A 21,147-nucleotide genomic window follows, 5' to 3' on the forward strand; every position below is an offset into this window, starting at 1 on the left:
TATGACCAAACCCAATACCCCAGTTACCCTAGAAAGTTGGTTAAACAACTCCGGTCTGCCGCGGTTGGAAGCACGCATGCTGCTCCAGCACGTACTGACAATAAGCCATAGCCACATAATAGCCCATGGCACACGGCTTCTTAGCAACAGCGAGTTGGCAAGTTTGAATCAACTGTGCCAGCGAAGACTAGCAGGCGAACCTCTGGCCTATCTACTCGGTTGGCGCGAATTCTATGGCCGGCGTTTTCAGGTTTCAGAAGCAGTGCTGATTCCTCGTCCAGAAACAGAACATCTTGTCGACGCAGTACTGGCGCATTTGCCGGCACAGGGCACCCTTTGGGATTTAGGTACCGGCAGTGGTGCCATCGCCGTAACCATAGCCTGCGAACGACCTGATGCACAAATATGGGCGGCAGACATCAGTGAGGAAGCACTGGCAGTCGCACAAGCCAATGCCAGCGCGCTGCAAGCGCAAGTGCGGTTCGGGCAGGGTTCATGGTATCAGGCACAGCCGCAGCCAGCGCCCCACAGCGTGGATGTCATTGTCTCCAATCCTCCCTATATCGACGCCCAAGACCCGCATTTGCAGCAGGGTGATTTACGTTTTGAACCGCAGCAAGCACTTACAGATAATCACAATGGTCTGAGTGCTTTCGAAACCATTATTGCCGGCGCCAAAGATTTTCTGCGGGCGGATGGATGGTTGCTATTCGAGCACGGATATGATCAAGGGGAGGCAGTGCGAAATATATTATCGCAGTATAAATTCAGAAAAATCCAGACGCTTGCCGATTTGGCCGGTCTGGACAGAGTGACATTGGGACAGATAAAGAGCGAAGCACCATAATCAACTATTCACATATAAAACCATTAGGCCATAGAAAAGATTCTATGGCCTAATAGCTAGTATAATTACCAGTATATAAACAATTTGTGCTTAGAACAGACTAACAATAAACAGCATTAGTGAAGTAACAAAGTTAATAAATGGCTGCAAAATAAACATCAGCAAACCACTGATAATCAAAAATAAAATTATCCACGTTCCATATGGAGCCAGCTTTCGATACTGCATCGAAGCGCGGGGTGAGAGAAAACTATCAATAAACTGAGCACCCGGTTGAGGCGGAATCGGTAGCAGGCTGAAAAAGCAAAATACCGCATTAAACCGAATACCCATTAACCCCATTAGCGCCATCGGTTTTTGAAAATATTCAGGTACCCACTGACTGATAATCATCACAACTGCCCAGCATAGACACATCAGAAGATTAGCAAGCGGGCTGGCAATGGCTACCAAACGTTCACCTTTACGTCTGTTTCTAAAATTGCGTGGATCAATCGGCACCGGCTTAGCCCAGCCAACCATCAAATAGCCCTGTAAAACAATCATCGTGAATATTGGAATAATAATGGTGCCAACAATATCAATGTATTTGGCCGGATTCAGGCTTAGCCTGCCCATTGTTTCTGCTGTACGGTCACCACAAAAACGTGCCATATACCCACATGCTGCTTCAGAGAGCGTAATGGCCAGTAAAATAGGCAGAATTGCCAGAACAAAATAAGCCCAATCAAAGTTTTGCAAGGTAAAATCCTTCAGATGCTAAAATAAACAACCACTGTGGGTAAAACATAGTACCAGCTTGTCCATTACAAACCAAATACAGCAACATTCCCCTTACCAGCTCGTACCAGATCAATTCCATCGGTCATATCAATTACCGTAGTCGGCTCTGTACCACACCAACCGCCATCAATCACCAGATCAACCTCATGTTCCAGCTGGTCACGAATCTCATAAGGGTCAGTTAAGGGTTCATTTTCATGGGGCAGCATCAGTGTGCACGACAGCATCGGCTCCCCCAGATTCTGCAATAGCGCCAAAGCAATCCGGTTGTCCGGTACCCGCAACCCAATAGTTTTACGTTTCGGATGCAGCGTGCGCGCCGGTACCTCTTTAGTGGCTTGCAAAATAAAAGTATAACTACCCGGAGTAGAAGATTTCAGCAGCCGGAACTGACTGTTATCCACTTTGGCGTAAATACCTAGCTGACTCAGATCATGACACATCAACGTCAGATGGTGTTTCTGGTCAATACCACGGATACGCAGAATCCGTTCCATTGCCTCCTTATTACCTAGCTGACAGCCCAACGCATAACAGGAATCAGTTGGATAAACAACCACACCACCATGGCGTACAATATCCGCTGTCTGTGCAATCAAACGTTCCTGCGGATTGTCAGGATGAATAGCAAAAAACTGAGCCATACACGTCTTCCTTATTTCACATTTATTACAATAAAGAGCTATTCTAAACACAAGCCTGTCAAACTGACAGGTAAAATATGCCAATTGCTGATAAAGAAACATGACTGACCGTAAAGCGGTACAGCCAGCATAAAATGGCGCTGCAAAATTTACAGAATTTAAAGGGGAAATTCATCATGCAGCTTGAAGTTATCCTGAGAAATTTACTTGAATAACCGGTCGAAGCCATCGTCAACATATGGAATCGCAATATTATTCCGTGATGGTTACTGTTGCCGCAGGGGGGTATCCGGTGCCATCAGGAAAAAAGCCGGCTATGCCCCTTTTCGCGAACTTGGCCGAACAGGTGCACTTAAATTAGGTTACGCAGTGGTAACCAGTGCCGGTAAATTGCCTTATCAAGCCATTATCCACGTAGCCGGTATCAACATGTTCTGGCGTGCCAGTGCCTATTCAATTCGTACTTCAGTTATTTCTGCCATGCACATAGTCAATACCCGCAATTATACTTCAGTCGCCTTTCCTCTGATTGGTGCCGGCTCAGGTGGCTTTAGTCCAGAGCAGGCACTGCGGCTTATGCAGGAAACATTTTTACTGATTGATACTAACGCATTGGTAATGATTGTAAAATATGTGTCCCCTAAATCACATTAGTAGAAAAATTATCTAATGTTAAATCAAATTACAATCATCCGAGCAACATCAGAACAGCTTGATGATGCCATCAAGCTTTTTACCAGCTATCGGCAGTTCTATGGCCTGACGGACAAACAGACAGCAAGCAGAAATTTTATTCAAGAAAGACTGGAAAAGCAGGATTCCGCCATCTTCATTGCCTATGATCAACAACAAGCTTGCGGGTTTGTACAGCTATATTTTTCCTTTTCTTCATTATCCGTATCGCCCACAATCATACTCAATGACCTATATGTCCCTGAAAACCACAGACAAAAAGGCATTGCCACACAACTGATGCAATACGTCACAAAATTTGCACGTGATAATGGCTACAGTGGTATTTCATTGTGTACCGCCAACGACAACCACAAGGCAAGGGCCCTATATGAACAGGCTGGCTATCAGATTGATGAACAATTTGTTTATTATTTTTTAAACTTAAAATAAGGCCAACAAGTGTGCCGAATCAGCCTGAAAGTGGTGAAACAGCCACAACGCACCAGCCGACCAGAAAAAAACAACTGAATATTTGACGGCCAGTAGAAGCTGATTTAAAGTACCGCACTCATCAAATTATTCATATTGCAACGGAAAGGAATCATTATGTTTGTACTACCTATCCCTTGCAGGTCAATCCAGGGCTAATCACCTCCTGATCCTTGGCTTCGGCCTGCCAATTTCTTTACAGCACGTTATTCCTGTTCATTTCTAATAAACAAGGATGACAACGCCTGCTTATTATTTAAATAAAATAAATTGGAATGGATCAGAATGGGCAATTCTATTCAGCAGCCGTCTGCCGGCATCACCCTCATTGTCACCCCCGAACTGTGGTTAGAAGGCGAAGCTATCAAGCAGCTGCACACAACAGCAGCACTGCCTGACATCAGCTATGCAGCTGCCATGCCGGATATTCATCCCGGCCGCGGCTATCCTATTGGCGCTGCTTTTTTTACTACACAACTTATTTATCCAGCACTGATTGGCGGCGATATTGGCTGCGGCATGTCATTATGGCAAACATCACTTAAAACCCATGCCATGAATCAGGCCAAACTAATCAAACAACTGGGCAATCTCGACCAGCCACTGAGTGCATCAGAATGCATCAGCCTCTGGCCAGATATACAGCCGCTACAACAGCATAACTTTGCATCCGGCACCATAGGCGGAGGCAATCATTTTGCCGAATTACAAATGTTGGATACCATTTATTTAGCTGAAATCGCCGAACATATCGGTTTAAATAAGCAGCACCTGCAACTAATGGTACACAGTGGTTCTCGTGGACTCGGTGGTGCGATTCTGGACAAACACATCAGGCAGTTTGGTCATCAGGGCTTAATCGCAGACAGCGAAGCCGGTAAATCCTATCTGACACAGCATAATCAGGCATTGGCCTATGCACGGCAAAATCGGGAACTGATTGCCCGCCGCATACTGACAAATCTGCGTGCACAAGGGCAAAAACTGGCAGACATCAGCCATAACTTTATCGAAGCGGCCTGCATCCATGGCGAAAGCGGCTGGCTGCACCGTAAAGGTGCCGCACCTGCCACACAAGGGCTAGTCGTGATACCGGGTTCGCGCGGCGATTACAGCTATCTGGTGCAACCATTGGATACCCCAATCGCTCTTTACTCCCTCGCACATGGTGCAGGACGCAAATGGCAGCGCTCAGCCTGCAAAGGCAGACTATCCCGACGCTATACCGTCGAACAGCTAAGCCGTACTGTCCATGGCAGCCGTGTAATTTGTGCTGACCGTGAACTTATCTATGAAGAAGCACCGCAGGCCTATAAATCCATCGACAGCGTCATTACTGCCATGGTACAGGCTGAATTAATCCGGCCAATAGCCCGTTTCAAACCAGTTATCACCTATAAAGTAAAAACGGAGAAAAAATAATGCTGCTTTTACAATTATCAGCGGCTTACGGACCCGCTGAATGCTGTCTGGCCGTAGCAAAAGCACTGGCTCGCCTGCAACACGAAGCCATAGAGATTCAGGTTGAAATAGACATATTGGAGCAAGAACAGTCAAAGCATGGACTTCACTCAGTACTGCTTGCTCTTAATGGTGAGCTAGAAAGATCCTTAGCTAAACAGTGGGTGGGAACCATTCAATGGATTTGTCCCAGCCCCTACCGCCCAAAACACAAACGTAAAAACTGGTTTATCGGAGCCGCGTGTTACGAGACAATTACCCAGCATCAATCTGATGAAATTATCTTTGACACCATGCGTGCCTCCGGTGCGGGAGGTCAGCATATTAACAAAACAGAATCGGCTGTCCGAGCCACCCACCTAGCCAGCGGTATCAGCGTAAAAATCCAGACTGCACGTAGCCAACATACCAATAAAAAACTGGCTGTTCTACTGCTACAATACAAACTGGCGCAACAGAAACAACAGTTATACGCCAAACACAAAGCAAAGCGTCATCAGCACCATCATCAAATAGCGCGCGGAAATCCCACACGAATATTTATCGGACAGGATTTCAAACCTTTATAATGTTTTAGACCAGTGCATCCATCGTCTATAAAGCTGATTACTTTATTTTCATAGTACACAACTGAGCTTACAGCACTTAAGCTCAGTTGAATTAATTAAACCAAAGAAAGAGATAATCAAAAAAGTGTTTTTCTGTGGGGTAGGAGAGTCAGACAACAAAAAATAGTTGTGTAACATTTCTCCATATACCTGAAAAAAGTAATTAAAGCAAAACGAATAGCATGATCCATTTCACATTCTGATTTATTCACTCTATCGAATAAAATGTTTAGCACAATCAAAGATTCTTGCCTCAATTCATTCGATTTAATCCACAATGTTACGGTGATAAATACGCATCAGTACAAAAACCAGTCAGCTTAGCAGTGATAATAATATTGAGCACAGAAATCACCGACTACAGATTCAGATAAACCCTCTCACACAAAAATCTAGTCAATAAAGAAATGTTTAGCGTCAATCTGATAATATTGTGCTAGTGTCAATGCACCAAAAGATAGCAATTTACAGGAAAAGTACTGGAGAAATATATGCTGACAGGAAGCTGTTTATGTACTGCAATCCAATACCAGATTGCCATGAGTGACCAAATTGAAAAAATGGTCTTCTGCCACTGTCAACGCTGCCGCAAATGGAGTGGTTCCGCATTTAATTCAGCGGTTCAAATAAACAGCGATGCTTTCACAATCCTATCAGGTCGGGATAAGCTAAAAAAATTTTCAGTTAATGGCGTAAACCGTTTTTTCTGTTCTGAATGTGGATCAAACCTCTATACTTCACGAGACAGTATGCCAAATATTTATCGTTTGCGTGCTGGCACACTAAATACAGCAATTTACCCCCAGCAAAAAATACATATTTACACTCAATCCAAAGCAAACTGGGATTCTATCTGTGATGGTGGCTTACAATTTGACGAAAATATAATATAACGAAGAAATAAAAATATATTCAAATCACAGAGACAGCTCAGCACAAAAAAGACATAAAAATACTTGTGTTTAAACCAACACAGAAAAATTCTGTATTCAAAAAAAGAACATTTAAGGAAATTAATGTAAATAAGCCATAAAAAACAGGTGTCAACCATAGTCTGCCGCAAATATAACAGCTACAGTAAACACATCATGGTATCGATAAAACCATGATTGCAAAAACCAAAAATGCAAATCATGTTGGACTAAAGCCACCGCACAGACAAAGGAAGCCACCTTGAATCCCATCTACATCAACATCATCTTCAAAATGCTGGTCGCTTTCTGCATCCTGCTGGTGTACATCAATTTATCCGGCAAAGGTGCACTTGCCCCGATTTCAGCTATTGATCAAGTAGGTAACGTCGTATTGGGTGCAATAATCGGCGGCCCCCTATACAATCCCTCCATCAGCATCACCTTACTCATGAGCGCCTCCATTTTCTGGGCTGGCCTGTTATTACTGGTTCGTTATGCCACATTTAAACGCAGTATCGCCAAGGATTTTGTCGACGGCACATCAATCCGACTGATGAAAAACGGCATCTTACTATCACAGAATTTCCGTCAGGCCAAACTATCCATCCGAGATTTCATTATGCTGCTTCATCAGCGTGGTTATACCAGTCTGGAAATGCTCAGTGATGTCTGGTTTGAATACAATGGCCAAATGACCGTAGTAAAAAAAGGTGACCCAGCAATGGCAGTTGTTGTGATTGAAAACGGCGTTATCAATTATCCCAGTCTTGAATCTTTGGGTCATAATGAAGAATGGCTAGAAAAAGAACTAGACCGTCTAGGACAGAAACTAGATGAAGTTTTCCTAGCCGAAGTACATGAACATAAACTGTGGGTTTATCCAGATATCAAATAAACAAATTAAAATCTTATTTAAAATTCATACACACACATTCCTAGAAGACTGGTTCTTCATCAGAGCTACTTCAGCATTTCACATGTTTTCATCCAGTGTATATAGTCTCTGGCACTATTATCAATTTCTTCCTGAGTTATGCCATAACCAGCTTCAGGTTCATTATTAGCGCCATATACAGCAAATACAGATTGATAATTAGCCTGCACATAATTCATAGTTAATTCGAATGGCTTTAAAATATCTTCCAATGAAACATGAAAGCGACCTTCAGGAGCATAATCACTTTTTCTGATACCGGCAGAAACCGCCAAGCCAACTTTTTTATTCTTCAACTTAAGCCCGTTGCGCCCAAAAGCCCAACCATATGTTAAAACCTCATCTAACCATAATTTTAACAACGGTGGGCAATTAAACCAGTAAAGAGGAAACTGTAAAATCAGATTTCGGTGATTTTCAATCAAAATTTGTTCTGAAACAGCATTTATCACATTACTCGAGTAAGATGCATATAAATCATGAATCGTTACCTGATCAGCATAAACAGATAGTTCATTAATCCAGCATTGATTTACTTTAGAAGAAGCTAAATCAGGATGAGCGACAACCACCAGCGTTTCTTTCATAACAGACAATCCAAAGCTTAATAATTAACGAAATATAATAATTCACCCAAAAACTGATTCAAAGTACGGTAAATAAAGATAGATACTAACCAAAAGGGAAGTGAAAAGATGTCAGAACACCATTGCAGTAAAGAAGAGCTCGAAAATAGTGGTTTTAACTACACTCTTTCTATTATCAGGGGAAAATACAAAATACTCATTCTTTACTGGCTTAATGAAAACCAGCCAGTGATGCGTTTTAACGAACTTAAACGCCGCATCAACAGCATATCTTATAAAACCTTAAGCAACACATTAAAAGAAATGGAGCAAGATAAACTGATATTCCGAAAAGAATATCCACAAATACCGCCTAAAGTAGAATATGGATTATTAGAACGGGGAAAATCTCTGGTTCCCGTTTTAGATTTAATGTGTCAGTGGGGTAACCAGCATAAAAATGATACTTTAATATAATTATTTTTATAAATAATCTGCTTAGCAATTAAATATATGTATAAATTAATAAATTACAAGTTTTACAGCCGGAGGTAATAACCATTAAGAATATATATTTTCAAGAAATTTAGAATTAAATAAATTGCAGATACTTCTTGATAAACAAATACAAATAACTTGAAATCAAGAAAGTTAATCCGGAATGGAGCAAACATAAAACTCAAACTTACTAGTTTAGCGCTTAGATAATGTTCACCAACAGAAAAATCCTGAATAAGAGCAAAGAGCTGTCTAGGTGAGAATGAAAAGTGCTGGCATAACCGAATAAAAGATCTTACGCATAGCTCGTATCGATTAAACACCAAAATAAAATGCCCTGTTAAAAACAGGGCATTTAAAATCTGGTTGCGGGGGCAGGATTCGAACCTACGACCTTCGGGTTATGAGCCCGACGAGCTACCATGCTGCTCCACCCCGCGTCTGGTAAGAAAGTCATTATACGCATTAACAAAACAAAGTCAACAACTAAACCTATTTTTCATACATATTTTATGATGTCGTCTGATTTGATAGATGATTTTTCCAGCAATGTACAAGGTCATAAATAGCGGTAAGAGCCGCTTTTGGGGTCAATTCATCCGGATTAAGCGCATTAAGCAGGACTGATAAATCGGCTGGCATCAAAACAGCCGGATTATCCTTACCGGTGTAGCTCTGGGTTACTTCATCTGACTCTTGTTCAGTTGTCTGCGTCTGAAACATATCTAATTGCGCCTGGTCACGAGACGCATGCTGTTCCAGTGTCTGCAAGTGCCGGTAAGCCGCATTCAGCGCACGTACCGGTAGTCCCGCCAATTTGGCTACCGCAATACCATAGCTTTTACTGGCCGGCCCTGGTTCAATATGGTGTAAAAACACAATATCTTGTCCCTGTTCCAGTGCTGACAGATGCATGTTAAAAGCATGCGCATACTGTTCCGGTAGACGGGTCAATTCAAAATAATGCGTGGCAAAAAGTGTATAGCTACGATTTTTTTGCAGTAGATGTTCAGCAATAGCCTGTGCCAGCGCCAAACCATCAAAAGTAGATGTACCACGTCCTACTTCATCCATCAGCACCAAAGAACGCTCAGTTGCATGATGCAAAATATAAGCCGTTTCCGACATTTCTACCATAAAGGTAGAACGATTACCGGCCAGATCATCCGAAGCACCAATACGGGTAAAAATCTGGTCAAATTCACCCAGAGTGCAGCTGGCTGCCGGTACTGGGGCTCCAATATGCGCCAGCAGGACAATCAAAGCCACTTGCCGCATATACGTAGATTTACCACCCATATTTGGTCCAGTAAGCAACATCAGACGCCGCTTATCATCCAGCTGGGTATCATTAGCAGTAAACTGACTGACCTGAGCAGCCACTACCGGATGACGTCCCTGACTAATCTGTAAACAAGGATAATTTACGAATTCAGGGAAGCAGTAATGTTCTTCATCCGCATATTTTGCCAACGTAGCCAGCACATCCAGACTGGCCGCAGCGCGGGCACAGCGTTGCAATACGGGTAGTTCTGCCTGCAATTGCAGCAACAAAGCATCATATAGCTGTTTTTCCCGTGCCAGTGCATTCTGTTGCGCACTCAATACCTTTTCTTCAAAAGCCTTCAACTCTGGCGTCACATAACGTTCTGCATTTTTTAAAGTCTGGCGACGCTGATAATCTGCAGGTGCCTGTTCTGACTGTAGCTTGCTCAGCTCAATATAAAAACCATGCACACGGTTAAATTCCACTTTCAAACTGGATAATCCCGTACGTTCACGTTCACGGCTTTCCAATTGCTGCAAAAATTCATCGCCATGATTCTGTAAACGGCGCAACTCATCTAGCTCAGCATCAAAACCATCATTTATCACACCACCATCACGTAACCATACAGCTGGTTCGGCCATGATGGCTTTGCTTAGCTGCCGTGCAATCGGTGCAGCAGGCGGAAACTGTTCAAGCAGCGTCTGTACCAGCGAGCTCTGGTCAGACTCCTGCAAACTAAATGCCGACAATATTGCCAGACTATCACGCAAAGCTGATAAATCACGTGGCCGTGCACTGCCAATAGCAATACGAGCTGCAATTCGCTCAATGTCCGCCACCTGATTCAGCATGGCCACTATTTGCTTACGCAGAGAAGAGAGTGTTGCCACGGCCTGTTGACGAGCCACAATCTGTCCGCGTCTGCGCAATGGCTGATGCAACCATTGTGCTAGCAGCCTGCTGCCCATATGTGTCGCGCATGTATCCAATACCGAAAACAAAGTAGGCGCTTTCTGTCCATTTAACGTCTGAGTTATTTCCAGATTGCGCCGCGTAGCCGCATCCATACCAATATAAGTGGTTTCCTGCTCCAGCGTCAGACTGTCCAGATGCTTTGGCAGCTGCATCTGGGTCTGCTGAACATAATTTAATAACGCTCCTGCCGCACCAATAGCGGCATCATGGTCACCGATCTGTAGACCAAAAGCGCGTAAATCCTGACTGCCAAAATAACGTTGAATCAGGCGTGCTCCAGTATCAGCAGCAAATTGCCATGCGTGTAAACGAGTCAGTTTTCGGTTTTGTTCATCCAGATTGAGCTTTTCCAGTGTCTGGTCAGATATCAAGATTTCCGCTGCCTGCAGACGTGCCAGCTCATTTGACAAAGCTTCTGGTACAATTATTTTGCAGCGGAATTCCCCGCTTTGCAGGGACAGCCAGGCCACACCAAGCTGTTTTTTTAATAAAGAAACCGCTACCATACGATTGGTTTCCTTATCCTCCAGCAAAGCTGAATCAGTCAGCGTCCCTGGCGTTACGATGCGCACAACTTTCCGTTCCACCGGCCCTTTACCTGCGCCCACCTCACCCGTCTGCTCACAAATCGCCACACTTTTACCCAGCTTTACCAGTCTGGCCAAATATTGTTCCACTGCATGATAAGGCACCCCGGCCATCTTCACCGGCTCGCCGTTGATCTGCCCGCGGGTAGTTAGCGTAATATCCAGTAAACGAGCTGCTTGCACTGCATCATCAAGAAACAGCTCATAGAAATCGCCCATCCGGTAAAACAACAGCTTGTCCTGATGGTCAGCCTTAATGGCCATATATTGCGTCATCATCGGTGTCAGGGAAGGTTTACTCATGGTGTAGGCAAGATATTTGATTTGGCTAAAAAAGCTATTGTAACAGAGTGTTCAGCCTGAATTGATGCTCTAGCACATATTCACAACAGCTACCACCACCTGTCTACCCTTGTTTAAAAGGGCTAAGGACTGTCATAATAATAAAAATACGGTAAGAATCTGTACCATTCATTACACAAGAACATGTCCAAATGAAACCATCAATAAAATTTAGCTCAATACGTCGTTGGCTATTATGGTTTAGCGTTTTATGTCTTGCTGCCTGTGGCATCACACACAAACCGACAGATAAAATTTTGTCCGGTATCAGTGGTCCAGCTATTGCACCCGGCAAGCCATTGCCACCCAGTTACGTCTTCACACCGGGGAAAGCTGGTGTCAGCTATCGCGTCGTTAATTATCACGATTTGCCCCAATGGTCAGACCAATCATTTGCAGACAGCCTAGAAGCATTCAAAACCAGCTGCGGCAAACTGCAAATGCAGCCTGCATGGCAGCCGGTATGTCAGCAAGCTGCCCGAACAGGCAGACACAATCATCAAGCAAAAGCTTTTTTTGAAAGCTATTTCACGCCATGGCAGGTCAGTCAGAATGGACAACTCGCCGGCACAGTTACTGGTTATTACGAACCCATGCTACAGGGCGATACTAAACAAACAGCTCAGGCACGGTTTCCAATTTACGGCATCCCCAATGACTTTATTGTCGTACCGCTTACAAGCGGCCAGCGTCAGGGGATAGTGCGCATTCGCCTCACCGGACCCAACAGCGGAGTCATCACACCGACCGGTAATTACACTGCCAATCTGGCTGCTTTTCCCCTCAATGAGAAAACACGGGCATTAAAAGGTCGAATCAGCGGCAGCCAGCTGGTACCTTATTACACTCGGGCACAGATTAATGCCGGAGCCCTCAATGGCAAAGCCCCCATTCTGGGTTACGCTAATGATCCAGTAGAATTATTCTTTCTACATGTACAGGGTTCCGGACAATTAAAAACACCAGATGGACAGATGCTGCGTCTCAGCTATGCCGACAAAAATGACTACCCATACGTTTCCATTGGTAAATATATGGCCGGCAAGGGATATTTGCCACTTGCGCAAACTTCAATGCAAGGTATCAAAGCATGGTTACAGCGGCATCCACAGCAACTGGCCGAAGTGCTGGGTCAGAATCCGAGCTACGTTTTTTTCCGGGCCACAGCAGAGCCGGCTAGCGGACCTACCGGTGCATTAGGTGTTCCACTGACTAAGGGCTATTCCGCCGCAGTAGACAGTCATTTTGTCAACCTCGGTGCCCCATTGTTCGTCGCTACCACTCATCCAGCTAATGGTTTCGGCTTAAACCGGCTCTTGATGGCACAGGATACCGGCAGTGCCATCAACGGTGCTGTGAGAGTGGATTATTTCTGGGGTTATGGCGATGAAGCCGGCGCATTGGCTGGTAAAATGAAATATCCTGGTTATGTATGGCAACTGTTACCTAACGGAATGCTGCCCCAGGTCAAATAAAAATCTGGCGAACAAATGCAAGCTAAGGTAAAATAGTTACAGTATTGACAATTGTATGTGAAGCGTTACCGTAAATGAAAAACATGCATTTAACCATGCGCTCATGCTTCTGGCAGATAATCGTAAAAGGGATGTAAATTATGGAATTATATTTACCAATTACCCTTTTAGTCATATTGCTGGTTGCATTGCTTATTCTGAAAAAGCGTCAGAAAGCGGGCGACCATGCTAAAAGTAAAGATACTGCTCGTAAAAAGCAGTCTGCTTCCAAAAGTAAGAAAAAAACTGGAAGTAAAACTGTAGATGCTCAGACGGCACCCGCAGCACAAGAAACAGCAGAAGCACTTGATGGCGACGATTGGGACTGGCAGCCAACTAGGCCTGATAAAGCCACAGTATCTGTTGCCACTGTGGATCACCTGACTGAATATAAAGTTTACAAACAGTTTGGCTATTTCCAGAAAGCAGCAGACTCACTCTCTGCCTATCTGGAACAGAATGCCGACCAGTTAAGCCCGGCAATGGCCAATACATTGGTCAACGAGCTGGCCGGACTGTGTCTGGAAGCCAAAAATACCGACAAACTTGCCGAAGTCATTGATCTGTATCGCAAGTGTTTAAATCGGACTGAGCTAGAAAATCTGATTCGTCAGGGGCTTGCCCTGGATGAAAATCATCTGGGTTTGCGTGTTCTGGCCGAAGACTTGCTGCAGTGGGATGTCAAGGAAACTGAAAAAGAAGTCGGAATCAATCAGGATAAAAAACCTGAAGATATACAGCCGGCGGTTGAATCAGCCAATAATGGGTCAAACACCGACGAACAGCCGCATGAATTGTTAGTCGAAGGCAATGTTGGTAATTTTAAAATTAGAGGGGATGAGCGTGACGTACTGCTAAGCTTCTCTAAACCGGAAAACAGCTACGGACTGTTGAAAGAGCAGTTGCCCTACGATGCTGCTATCCGCTGTCTGAATAAAGCCATCAAAACATCCAAAAAACCGGCGGGTTTGATTATTGATGCTCTGGTGCTGGATTACCGCCACAATAATATTAATGTATTCGCTCAGCATTTATGGCGTTTATATTATACGCTTGGTCAATATGGTAATGTCGTAAAAGAGCGTATGCTTGGATGGGGCTATAGCCTTGGACAACATCCGATGTTTGAGCAGTTAGAAACCAGACCTAGTGAAACCGTACTGCGTGATATTGGGGTAACGCAGGGTTATCTACCCATGAATAGCAGTGCACTGAAGGCCAAGCGTTTATCACTGGTTGATAAGGCTTCTTCAGATAATGATGTGGCTGAAACACCGGCCGAACGCGTATTGCGTGATGTGGAATCATTGCTTACATTCGGTCAATTTGATGAAGCCATGGATTTACTGGAAAAATCAGTTCTGCTTTATCCACAGGAGTCCCAGCTCTACATTACTTTATTTGACTTATACGAACGTGCAGAAGAATGGACACGTCTGGAAAAAATGTTACAGGTTATCCGTGCTGAAATTCAGACCCCGCCTGAGGAAGTTGTACTGGCTATGAGTCAATTATTGAAACGTATTAACCACGGTGGTGTGCAAAATCAATGATGAACAATTCAATACCTAAAGTAAAAACTGCCTATGTTTTGCTCGTCAATGTGGATGATCGCCAGACAGCCATGTTGCGCATGGCATTCAAAATGTACAATAGCGTTAACTATCAGCTGATACAGCCTGAAGATAACCTCAAACCCGAGTTGGTTCTGGTAGATGGTGACACAGCCGATGGTGAAGAAGTATGGCAACAGACCAAAAAGAAATATCCTGAAGCTGTAGTCGTATTTTTCGGACGTAATGCGCCGTCATTTACTGCTCCTTATCTGATGAAACCCATCAGATTCGATACCCTGTTTCAACATCTGCGTAATTTACAGCAGGGCAATGGTGTTTGGCTGGCTGATAAAGCTGCTGCACACAAGGAAACGGCCAGCGAGGAAACCGTAACTGCCGAGAGACTAGAGCAGCACAACGCGTCTGAACATACTCAGCAAGCCGTATCAGTAGTACGTTTTCACACAAAAGGAACATTGCTGGGCATGGTGCAAAAGCTGGCACAGCAATCAGAAGATACTGCAATCCTGTTTGAAAACAAACCTGTGTTGATAGTGTTTCCAAGTGTTGAAAAAGTATTACTGGCTGTTGATAATGATGCTTTACAACAATTGTGTATGCAGACTGATGCAGAATGGCAGACTAAAACTGTCCCAGCTTCCGCACCTACCGCACAGTTGCATGACAAAGCTAAACTTACCTTACAGTCCTGTATATGGCAGCTATCAATTTGGACAGCTCGCGGCCGCCTAATCGATCCGATTACACCAGATACAATCATCAAGCTGAAAGCTTGGCCGAATATGACTCGTCTGGCGTTTTTACCTGAAGCTATGCGTCTATCCGCTTTTCTGGTACGTACGCCCGTAGCACTCAACACTTTATACAAGTTGTTGCCCGTATCTTTGGAAGATGTCCTGAACTACATAGCTGCTACTTATTCAATTGGTTCCCTGATTATTGAGCAGCCGCTGACTCATTCTGCTGCGCAACAGGAAAAAGAAATGGTTCTGACCCGGAAAGCACCACAGAAGGTTTCCAAACCAGATGGTGGTGCACCAACGTCAGAGTATAATGAAAGCGATGACGACAAGCCGAAAGGTTTACTGGCACGTTTGATGGGTCGCTTGCGTGGCAATTAATACCTAAGCAGGGAGTAATCATGGTTGAAAACAAAATTATCTTTACCGGCCCGGTTGGGGTGGGAAAAACAACTGCTATCGCTGCATTATCGGATGATCCTCCGGTACAGACAGATGCCAGTGCGTCGGACATGACTCAGGACAGAAAAGGCTATACTACTGTCGCCATGGACTATGGTGTTATTCGATTGGACGATAATACCAAAGTTCATCTATATGGTACCCCAGGTCAGGAACGCTTCGATTTCATGTGGAGTATTCTGAGTAAGGGCAGTATGGGTTTAATTCTGTTACTGGATAATACTCGCCAGAATCCATTGAAAGATTTGAAATTCTTCCTGACTTCTTTTCACGATTTGCTGGAAGATGCACCAGTTGTTGTGGGTGTGACCAAAATGGATTTAAATCCACAGCCAGGTGTGGATGTTTATCAGCAGTATCTGGCACAACACAATCTAAATGTACCTGTGTTTGAAGTTGATGCACGCAATGAAGATGACGTGAAACAACTGGTTACTGCTATGCTGTATTCCATTGATCCGGGATTGGAAGGATAGTCAGTATGGATTCTACATTACAGTTACATCATGATTTATATCCAAAAGTAATGCCGGCTGGTGCATTTTATGCAGTGTCTAGCCCTAGTCACAGTGCAAGCCGTATGTTACTGGCTAACATTCTGCAGGCAGACATAAACGCCAAATTAACTGAAGAGCGTTTAAAGCAATGGGCTGAGACAGATGATGTTCATACTGCATTGAATTTATTATATCGCTTGCAACGTCTGGAATTTTTATATGGTGAAGCCAAACCAAGCTCACAGCTGGTGAAGGTAACATCAGATGGATTCGAAGATATTCTGGGTCAATTGTCAGACAGCCATAAGGCATTGCTGGTTGATCAGGATGGTTTTTATTTTGCTAATGTCGGTTTTAATCATGAGACTGCCGAAGAAGTGGCCAATCTGGCCAGCGAGGCAACACGGCTGACTGAAAAACACAGCCTACTGATTAAAAATAACCTCAATATATACAACAACGCTATCGGGATATGTGATCCTGCCGGTCAGAGTGAATTAACATTCTTCCCTTTATATATAGGGAATACCAAAAATATTTTGGTCACTGCCGGATTGCCATTACTCAACAGTGAGGCTTTCGTCACTATGGTACGTGGCCTGTATGTATTGGCTGGTGAAGACATTCATGTGGTAAATGAATAACATCAATAGAAAGACATCAAGATGCAAGAACAATTACTGGTTTCGGTATTAAGCGATTTAAACAGCTCCTCGGCTGACATTACCGCATCTGCTGTAATTTCCTCCGATGGTCTGCCGGTAGCAACCTTGTTACCAAATGGTGTTGATCCGGATCGCGTTGGTGCAATGGCGGCAGCTTTGCTTGCTCTGGGTAACCGCACATCACGTGAATTACAGTGTGATGAACTGGAGCAAGTTATGGTAAAGGGTAAACATGGTTATATTCTGCTGATTCAAGCAGGTGATACCAATGTACTGGCTGTGACAGCCAATGAAGGTGCCAAATTAGGTTTGATTTTGTTGGATGCTCGTCGTGCTGCCCGCAGCATTGTGGATATTTTACGATAACAGAAAATTCAGCATACAGCCCTGTTTATAAAGCTTAAACAGGGCGGTAGCCTATTATAGCCATACTTTAAATAAGTTCATGTCTGAAGTAACCCATTTATAACTTCATATCATCTTCTGGCATAATCAATTTGCTAGATATCTTTAACCATAAGTAGATTCATGTTTCCTATCTCAAAGCAGAATCTACTTATGGATTTATTATTTCACTTTAGCGTTTATCACTGAATTCAGATGGATATATTGTTTATGAATTCATAATAGTGATTCAAATTGTCTCAGATTGCATTTAGACTAAAAAATGATTTCTTTTCAGCAATATTAAAAACATACCACGTGATATTACTTCTGTAATTGTTTATAGACTAAGCCTAAGTTGACAACAATTTTTTTGATATCACTGGCAACTTGTTTGAAATCTTCTTATCTTAAAAACATGCAAGCCTATCTTGAATTCATTGATAAAGATTCAGTTCACAGTCTAATCAAAATTGCAGAGTAATGCATTTCCCAGCCGAAATTGCTAAAATATCTGTATTAGGATACAAAAATGATTAAATGAAAGTTGCCAAAAAAAGCCTTTTTTTACAGCATTTAAATGCTGTATTCAGTTTACATTTTGATAATCACAGTGATGCACAAAATATTCCTACACTCAGCCAATGGCGTCAGTGGATATGGCAAACCTGCAAAAATAGTTTTAAACGTGCCAATATTGCTATTCTTTTATGCAATGAAACAGAAGCACGCCAGTTTAATCATGATTATCGGCATAAAGATTATGCGACTAATATATTAAGCTTTGCACTAAATGAGGGCGAAAATATATTTATGCCGGACAAAGGAGAGCTGAATGGGGATCTTATTTTTTGCCCGCAGGTGATTGAGAAAGAAGCTGCTGAACAACAAAAGCCACTGATAGCACATTATGCCCATCTGACAGTCCACGGAGTCTTGCATCTGATGGGTTATGATCATATTGAAGATGAAGAAGCAGAAATTATGGAAGCGCTTGAAATCCGTATCCTGCATCAGTTAGGATATGCAAATCCATATGCACAGGATGAATATTGATTATGGACGAAAGTTCGTCGAAACCCGGTTTTTTTGAGCGACTGGTAAATCGTATCTCTGGAGAGGCTCCAGAGACTGAAGCTGAAGTTTTACAAACGTTACGGGAAGCACATGAACGGCAGGTTTTTGATGCTGATACATTGCAATGTCTGGAAAATGTGCTGGATTTTGCTGATCTGGAAGTGCGTGATGCAATGATAACGCGTAGCCAGATGGATGTAATCAAAATTGAAGATCCGCTGGATAAAATAATTGCCTATATTATTGACACCACTCATTCACGTTTCCCCGTAATCGGAGAAGATAAAGATCAGATTTTGGGTATCCTACATGCTAAGGACTTGCTTAAGTACTGGGGCAGAAGCGAACATTTTCAGTTAGAACAGGTAATACGACCGGCTGTCTTTGTGCCAGAGGGAAAATCCCTGAATACATTACTCAAGGAATTTCGTGAACAACGGAATCATATGGCCATTGTCGTCGATGAATATGGTGGCACTTCTGGATTGGTGACGTTTGAAGATGTGATTGAACCAATCATAGGTGATATTGAGGATGAATTTGATGAAGATGATAGTGCCGACAATATCTTCGCAGTTTCAGCTGAACGTTTTCGCGTCAATGCAGTAACCGAAATAGAAGACATCAACGAATTTTTTGGTACCGATTATTCAGATGACGAAGTTGATACCATAGGAGGTCTGGTGATTCAAGAGTTGGGCCATATGCCGGTACGTGGCGAAAAAATTACTATTGGAAAATTAAATTTTACTGTCGCCCGTGCCGATGCAAGGCGTCTACAGACTTTAATGGTAACGGTAAAAAATAGTACTCATTCATAAACCAGATAAGGTTAAAGCTTAAACTATATTAAATTTTATCTGTGTTGCATATATTTCAAGATTGGAAGGAATAATAAATCCAGTCTGATTGCGTAGATACCCACCATAACAGATTATAGTAAACAGATATTTATTCTTTATTGCTTATAGCTACAATACGAGTTTAAAGTCATTACTGATTATAAAAATCTGTATCTACTAAACCGGTTAAAACGCTGGAGAAGATAGAAGTGACCAAACAAAAGGATAAGTCGGCACAGCCTATTTATGAATTCAAATATGGTGCTGTTTTAGCCAAACCTTGGCTGTACTGGCCACTTCTATTCTTATCTGCTGCTCTGGTGCCTTTTGCTTATGCCCCCTATTATCATTTCTGGCTCTTACCTGTTTTATTGGCCATATTGCTGATTTTACAATCAGTACGGCCACAATGGCGTGTTCGTTCAGCGTATCTTTGGGCATTCACAGCCTATACTGTTTTACTCTACTGGATAGATATTGCATTGCATGATGTAGCTGGTTTACCGCAGATAATGGCCTGGCCATTAACTTTGCTGCTGCCTGCCTATCTAGCTGTTTATCCTGCTCTAGTATTCTGGCTACTCGGAAAATTCAGAATTTCTCGTAGCGTTCGTCATGCACTAGTTTTACCGTTGCTATGGGCGTTGGCAGAATTCGTACGGGAACGGGCACTGACCGGTTTCGGCTGGGGTATATGGGGTTATAGCCAGATAGCTGATTCACCTTTAGCTGGTCTTGCACCTTTAGGCGGAATTTTTCTGGTTACCGTGTTTACTGTTGCCACTGGTTCATGGTTAGCAGAGTTGTTACTGGCTAAATCAATTAAGACTAAAACAGGGTGTGGTATCAGCTTATTGAGCGTGTGGCTACTCGGTGCAATTTTATTGCATTGTCAGTTCACTCAGCCTGACGGTACGCATGCATCAGTGGCTTTAGCACAGGGTAATATTCCCCAATCTTTTAAATGGGATGAACGATCTTTACAGCCAACACTTAGGCGTTATCTTGACCTCATAAACAGTACGCACGCCAATATTGTTATTCTGCCCGAAACAGCCATTCCAGTAATGCGGCAGGATATGTCACCAAAGCAGCTAGCTATATTTACCCAGCTAGCGCGAAACAATGGCTCTGCTTTAGCAGTTGGTATTCCTCAGTATACCGCCGATGGATCAGGTTATCTGAATTCGGTAGTAAATTTTACAGCCCCACTATCCGTCAGTGGATTACCTTACTATGCGAAAAATCACCTAGTGCCATTTGGAGAATATATTCCATTACCTTTTCTACTGGGCGGGTTGTATCGCTGGATGGATATGCCGCTAGCCGGATTTTCTCGCGGTGGTGCTGTTCAAGCACCTTTAAAGCTGGCTAATCAGCGTGTAGCCTTTAATATATGTTATGAAGATGGTTTTGGTGATGAAATCATTAATTCGGCCAGTCAGGCCAGTATGCTGGCCAATGTAAGTAATATGGCTTGGTATGGACACTCCCATGCTATGGAACAGCATATGCAGCAATCTCAGGCTAGGGCATTGGAAACAGGGCGTTATATGGTTCGAGCCACTAATACCGGTATGACAGCCATTATCAATCCCAAAGGTCAGATTGTCGCACATCTGAAACCGGATACAGCAGGTGTGCTGGAAGGTAAAATTTACGGCTACAAGGGCATTACACCCTATATGTGGCTGGGTAGCAGCTGGCCCTTAGCTATTATTAGCTTGATTTTATTATTAATAATCTATGTTTTTAGTCGTTGTCGTTGTTGAATAAATTATCCTGATGTGTATAAT

Annotated in this window: 21 protein-coding genes and 1 tRNA gene; 17 read left to right on the forward strand and 5 right to left on the reverse strand. The window is 43.2% G+C overall.

From position 1 onward, the window contains the following. Position 1: 1 nt before the first annotated feature. Positions 2-847, forward strand: coding sequence for a peptide chain release factor N(5)-glutamine methyltransferase (gene prmC / locus J3U67_RS04360; protein WP_267390903.1), 846 nt, complete (start codon positions 2-4; stop codon positions 845-847). Between the two features lie 90 nt (positions 848-937). On the opposite strand, the gene J3U67_RS04365 is transcribed toward prmC, so the two are convergent. Next, the gene (locus J3U67_RS04365; RefSeq protein WP_267390902.1) at positions 938-1,588 is read right to left on the reverse strand and encodes a site-2 protease family protein; all 651 of its coding nucleotides are present in this window, start codon (positions 1,586-1,588) and stop codon (positions 938-940) included. Between the two features lie 65 nt (positions 1,589-1,653). Next, the gene (locus J3U67_RS04370; RefSeq protein ID WP_267403997.1) at positions 1,654-2,274 is read right to left on the reverse strand and encodes an L-threonylcarbamoyladenylate synthase; all 621 of its coding nucleotides are present in this window, start codon (positions 2,272-2,274) and stop codon (positions 1,654-1,656) included. 207 nt (positions 2,275-2,481) lie between these two features. On the opposite strand from J3U67_RS04370, the gene J3U67_RS04375 reads away from it, so the two are divergent. The 6 genes from J3U67_RS04375 (at position 2,482) to J3U67_RS04400 (ending at position 7,316) form a co-directional block, all read left to right on the forward strand. Continuing rightward, a complete protein-coding gene (locus tag J3U67_RS04375) occupies positions 2,482-2,928 on the forward strand; it encodes a macro domain-containing protein (protein WP_267390898.1) in 447 nt (148 codons plus the stop codon). 15 nt (positions 2,929-2,943) lie between these two features. Then, complete coding sequence (locus J3U67_RS04380; protein ID WP_267390897.1) at positions 2,944-3,399, forward strand: GNAT family N-acetyltransferase; 456 nt, start codon at positions 2,944-2,946, stop codon at positions 3,397-3,399. 324 nt (positions 3,400-3,723) lie between these two features. Then, on the forward strand, positions 3,724-4,860 hold the full coding sequence (locus J3U67_RS04385) for an RNA ligase RtcB family protein (protein WP_267403999.1): 1,137 nt from the start codon (positions 3,724-3,726) through the stop codon (positions 4,858-4,860). Continuing rightward, on the forward strand, positions 4,860-5,468 hold the full coding sequence (prfH, locus tag J3U67_RS04390; protein ID WP_267404001.1) for a peptide chain release factor H: 609 nt from the start codon (positions 4,860-4,862) through the stop codon (positions 5,466-5,468). Before J3U67_RS04385 ends, prfH begins: the two co-directional genes overlap by 1 nt. A gap of 530 nt (positions 5,469-5,998) precedes the next feature. Continuing rightward, positions 5,999-6,400: a GFA family protein gene (locus tag J3U67_RS04395; protein ID WP_267390894.1), complete on the forward strand. Its 402-nt coding sequence runs from the start codon at positions 5,999-6,001 to the stop codon at positions 6,398-6,400. Positions 6,401-6,680: 280 nt separating this feature from the next. Next, on the forward strand, positions 6,681-7,316 hold the full coding sequence (locus tag J3U67_RS04400) for a DUF421 domain-containing protein (protein WP_100141102.1): 636 nt from the start codon (positions 6,681-6,683) through the stop codon (positions 7,314-7,316). Between the two features lie 65 nt (positions 7,317-7,381). Here J3U67_RS04400 and J3U67_RS04405 read toward each other — a convergent pair whose 3' ends face one another. Next, complete coding sequence (locus J3U67_RS04405) at positions 7,382-7,942, reverse strand: NAD(P)H-dependent oxidoreductase (RefSeq protein ID WP_267404003.1); 561 nt, start codon at positions 7,940-7,942, stop codon at positions 7,382-7,384. A gap of 108 nt (positions 7,943-8,050) precedes the next feature. On the opposite strand from J3U67_RS04405, the gene J3U67_RS04410 reads away from it, so the two are divergent. Then, the gene (locus J3U67_RS04410) at positions 8,051-8,398 is read left to right on the forward strand and encodes a winged helix-turn-helix transcriptional regulator (protein WP_267404005.1); all 348 of its coding nucleotides are present in this window, start codon (positions 8,051-8,053) and stop codon (positions 8,396-8,398) included. 384 nt (positions 8,399-8,782) lie between these two features. On the opposite strand, the gene J3U67_RS04415 is transcribed toward J3U67_RS04410, so the two are convergent. Both J3U67_RS04415 and mutS read right to left on the reverse strand, forming a co-directional pair. After that, positions 8,783-8,859 (reverse strand) — tRNA-Met (locus J3U67_RS04415). Positions 8,860-8,929: 70 nt separating this feature from the next. Next, positions 8,930-11,554 carry a DNA mismatch repair protein MutS gene (mutS, locus tag J3U67_RS04420; RefSeq protein ID WP_267404007.1) on the reverse strand — a complete coding sequence of 875 codons (2,625 nt, stop codon included), beginning with the start codon at positions 11,552-11,554 and terminating at the stop codon, positions 8,930-8,932. A gap of 191 nt (positions 11,555-11,745) precedes the next feature. On the opposite strand from mutS, the gene J3U67_RS04425 reads away from it, so the two are divergent. The 9 genes from J3U67_RS04425 to lnt all read left to right on the forward strand — a co-directional run bounded on the left by J3U67_RS04425 (position 11,746) and on the right by lnt (position 21,123). Beyond that, positions 11,746-13,068 (forward strand): murein transglycosylase A, encoded by a 1,323-nt coding sequence (locus J3U67_RS04425; RefSeq protein WP_100151540.1) that lies wholly within the window; start codon positions 11,746-11,748, stop codon positions 13,066-13,068. Between the two features lie 140 nt (positions 13,069-13,208). Further along, the gene (locus J3U67_RS04430) at positions 13,209-14,660 is read left to right on the forward strand and encodes a hypothetical protein (protein ID WP_100141107.1); all 1,452 of its coding nucleotides are present in this window, start codon (positions 13,209-13,211) and stop codon (positions 14,658-14,660) included. After that, on the forward strand, positions 14,657-15,805 hold the full coding sequence (locus J3U67_RS04435) for a hypothetical protein (RefSeq protein ID WP_100141108.1): 1,149 nt from the start codon (positions 14,657-14,659) through the stop codon (positions 15,803-15,805). The genes J3U67_RS04430 and J3U67_RS04435 overlap by 4 nt, the downstream gene beginning before the upstream one ends. A gap of 20 nt (positions 15,806-15,825) precedes the next feature. Then, on the forward strand, positions 15,826-16,362 hold the full coding sequence (locus tag J3U67_RS04440; RefSeq protein ID WP_100141109.1) for a GTP-binding protein: 537 nt from the start codon (positions 15,826-15,828) through the stop codon (positions 16,360-16,362). A gap of 5 nt (positions 16,363-16,367) precedes the next feature. Further along, a complete protein-coding gene (locus tag J3U67_RS04445) occupies positions 16,368-17,027 on the forward strand; it encodes a peptidase M23 (protein ID WP_100141110.1) in 660 nt (219 codons plus the stop codon). 21 nt (positions 17,028-17,048) lie between these two features. Next, positions 17,049-17,414 carry a roadblock/LC7 domain-containing protein gene (locus J3U67_RS04450; protein ID WP_100091176.1) on the forward strand — a complete coding sequence of 122 codons (366 nt, stop codon included), beginning with the start codon at positions 17,049-17,051 and terminating at the stop codon, positions 17,412-17,414. A gap of 558 nt (positions 17,415-17,972) precedes the next feature. Beyond that, positions 17,973-18,488, forward strand: a complete 516-nt coding sequence (ybeY, locus tag J3U67_RS04455) for an rRNA maturation RNase YbeY (protein ID WP_100141111.1) — start codon at positions 17,973-17,975, stop codon at positions 18,486-18,488. Positions 18,489-18,490: 2 nt separating this feature from the next. Further along, positions 18,491-19,330, forward strand: coding sequence for an HlyC/CorC family transporter (locus tag J3U67_RS04460; RefSeq protein ID WP_267390884.1), 840 nt, complete (start codon positions 18,491-18,493; stop codon positions 19,328-19,330). A gap of 263 nt (positions 19,331-19,593) precedes the next feature. Next, the gene (gene lnt / locus J3U67_RS04465; RefSeq protein ID WP_267404066.1) at positions 19,594-21,123 is read left to right on the forward strand and encodes an apolipoprotein N-acyltransferase; all 1,530 of its coding nucleotides are present in this window, start codon (positions 19,594-19,596) and stop codon (positions 21,121-21,123) included. Positions 21,124-21,147: the final 24 nt, after the last annotated feature.

Origin of the sequence: Snodgrassella sp. B3837, assembly GCF_026535955.1 — a bacterium.
GTDB lineage: Bacteria > Pseudomonadota > Gammaproteobacteria > Burkholderiales > Neisseriaceae > Snodgrassella > Snodgrassella alvi_E.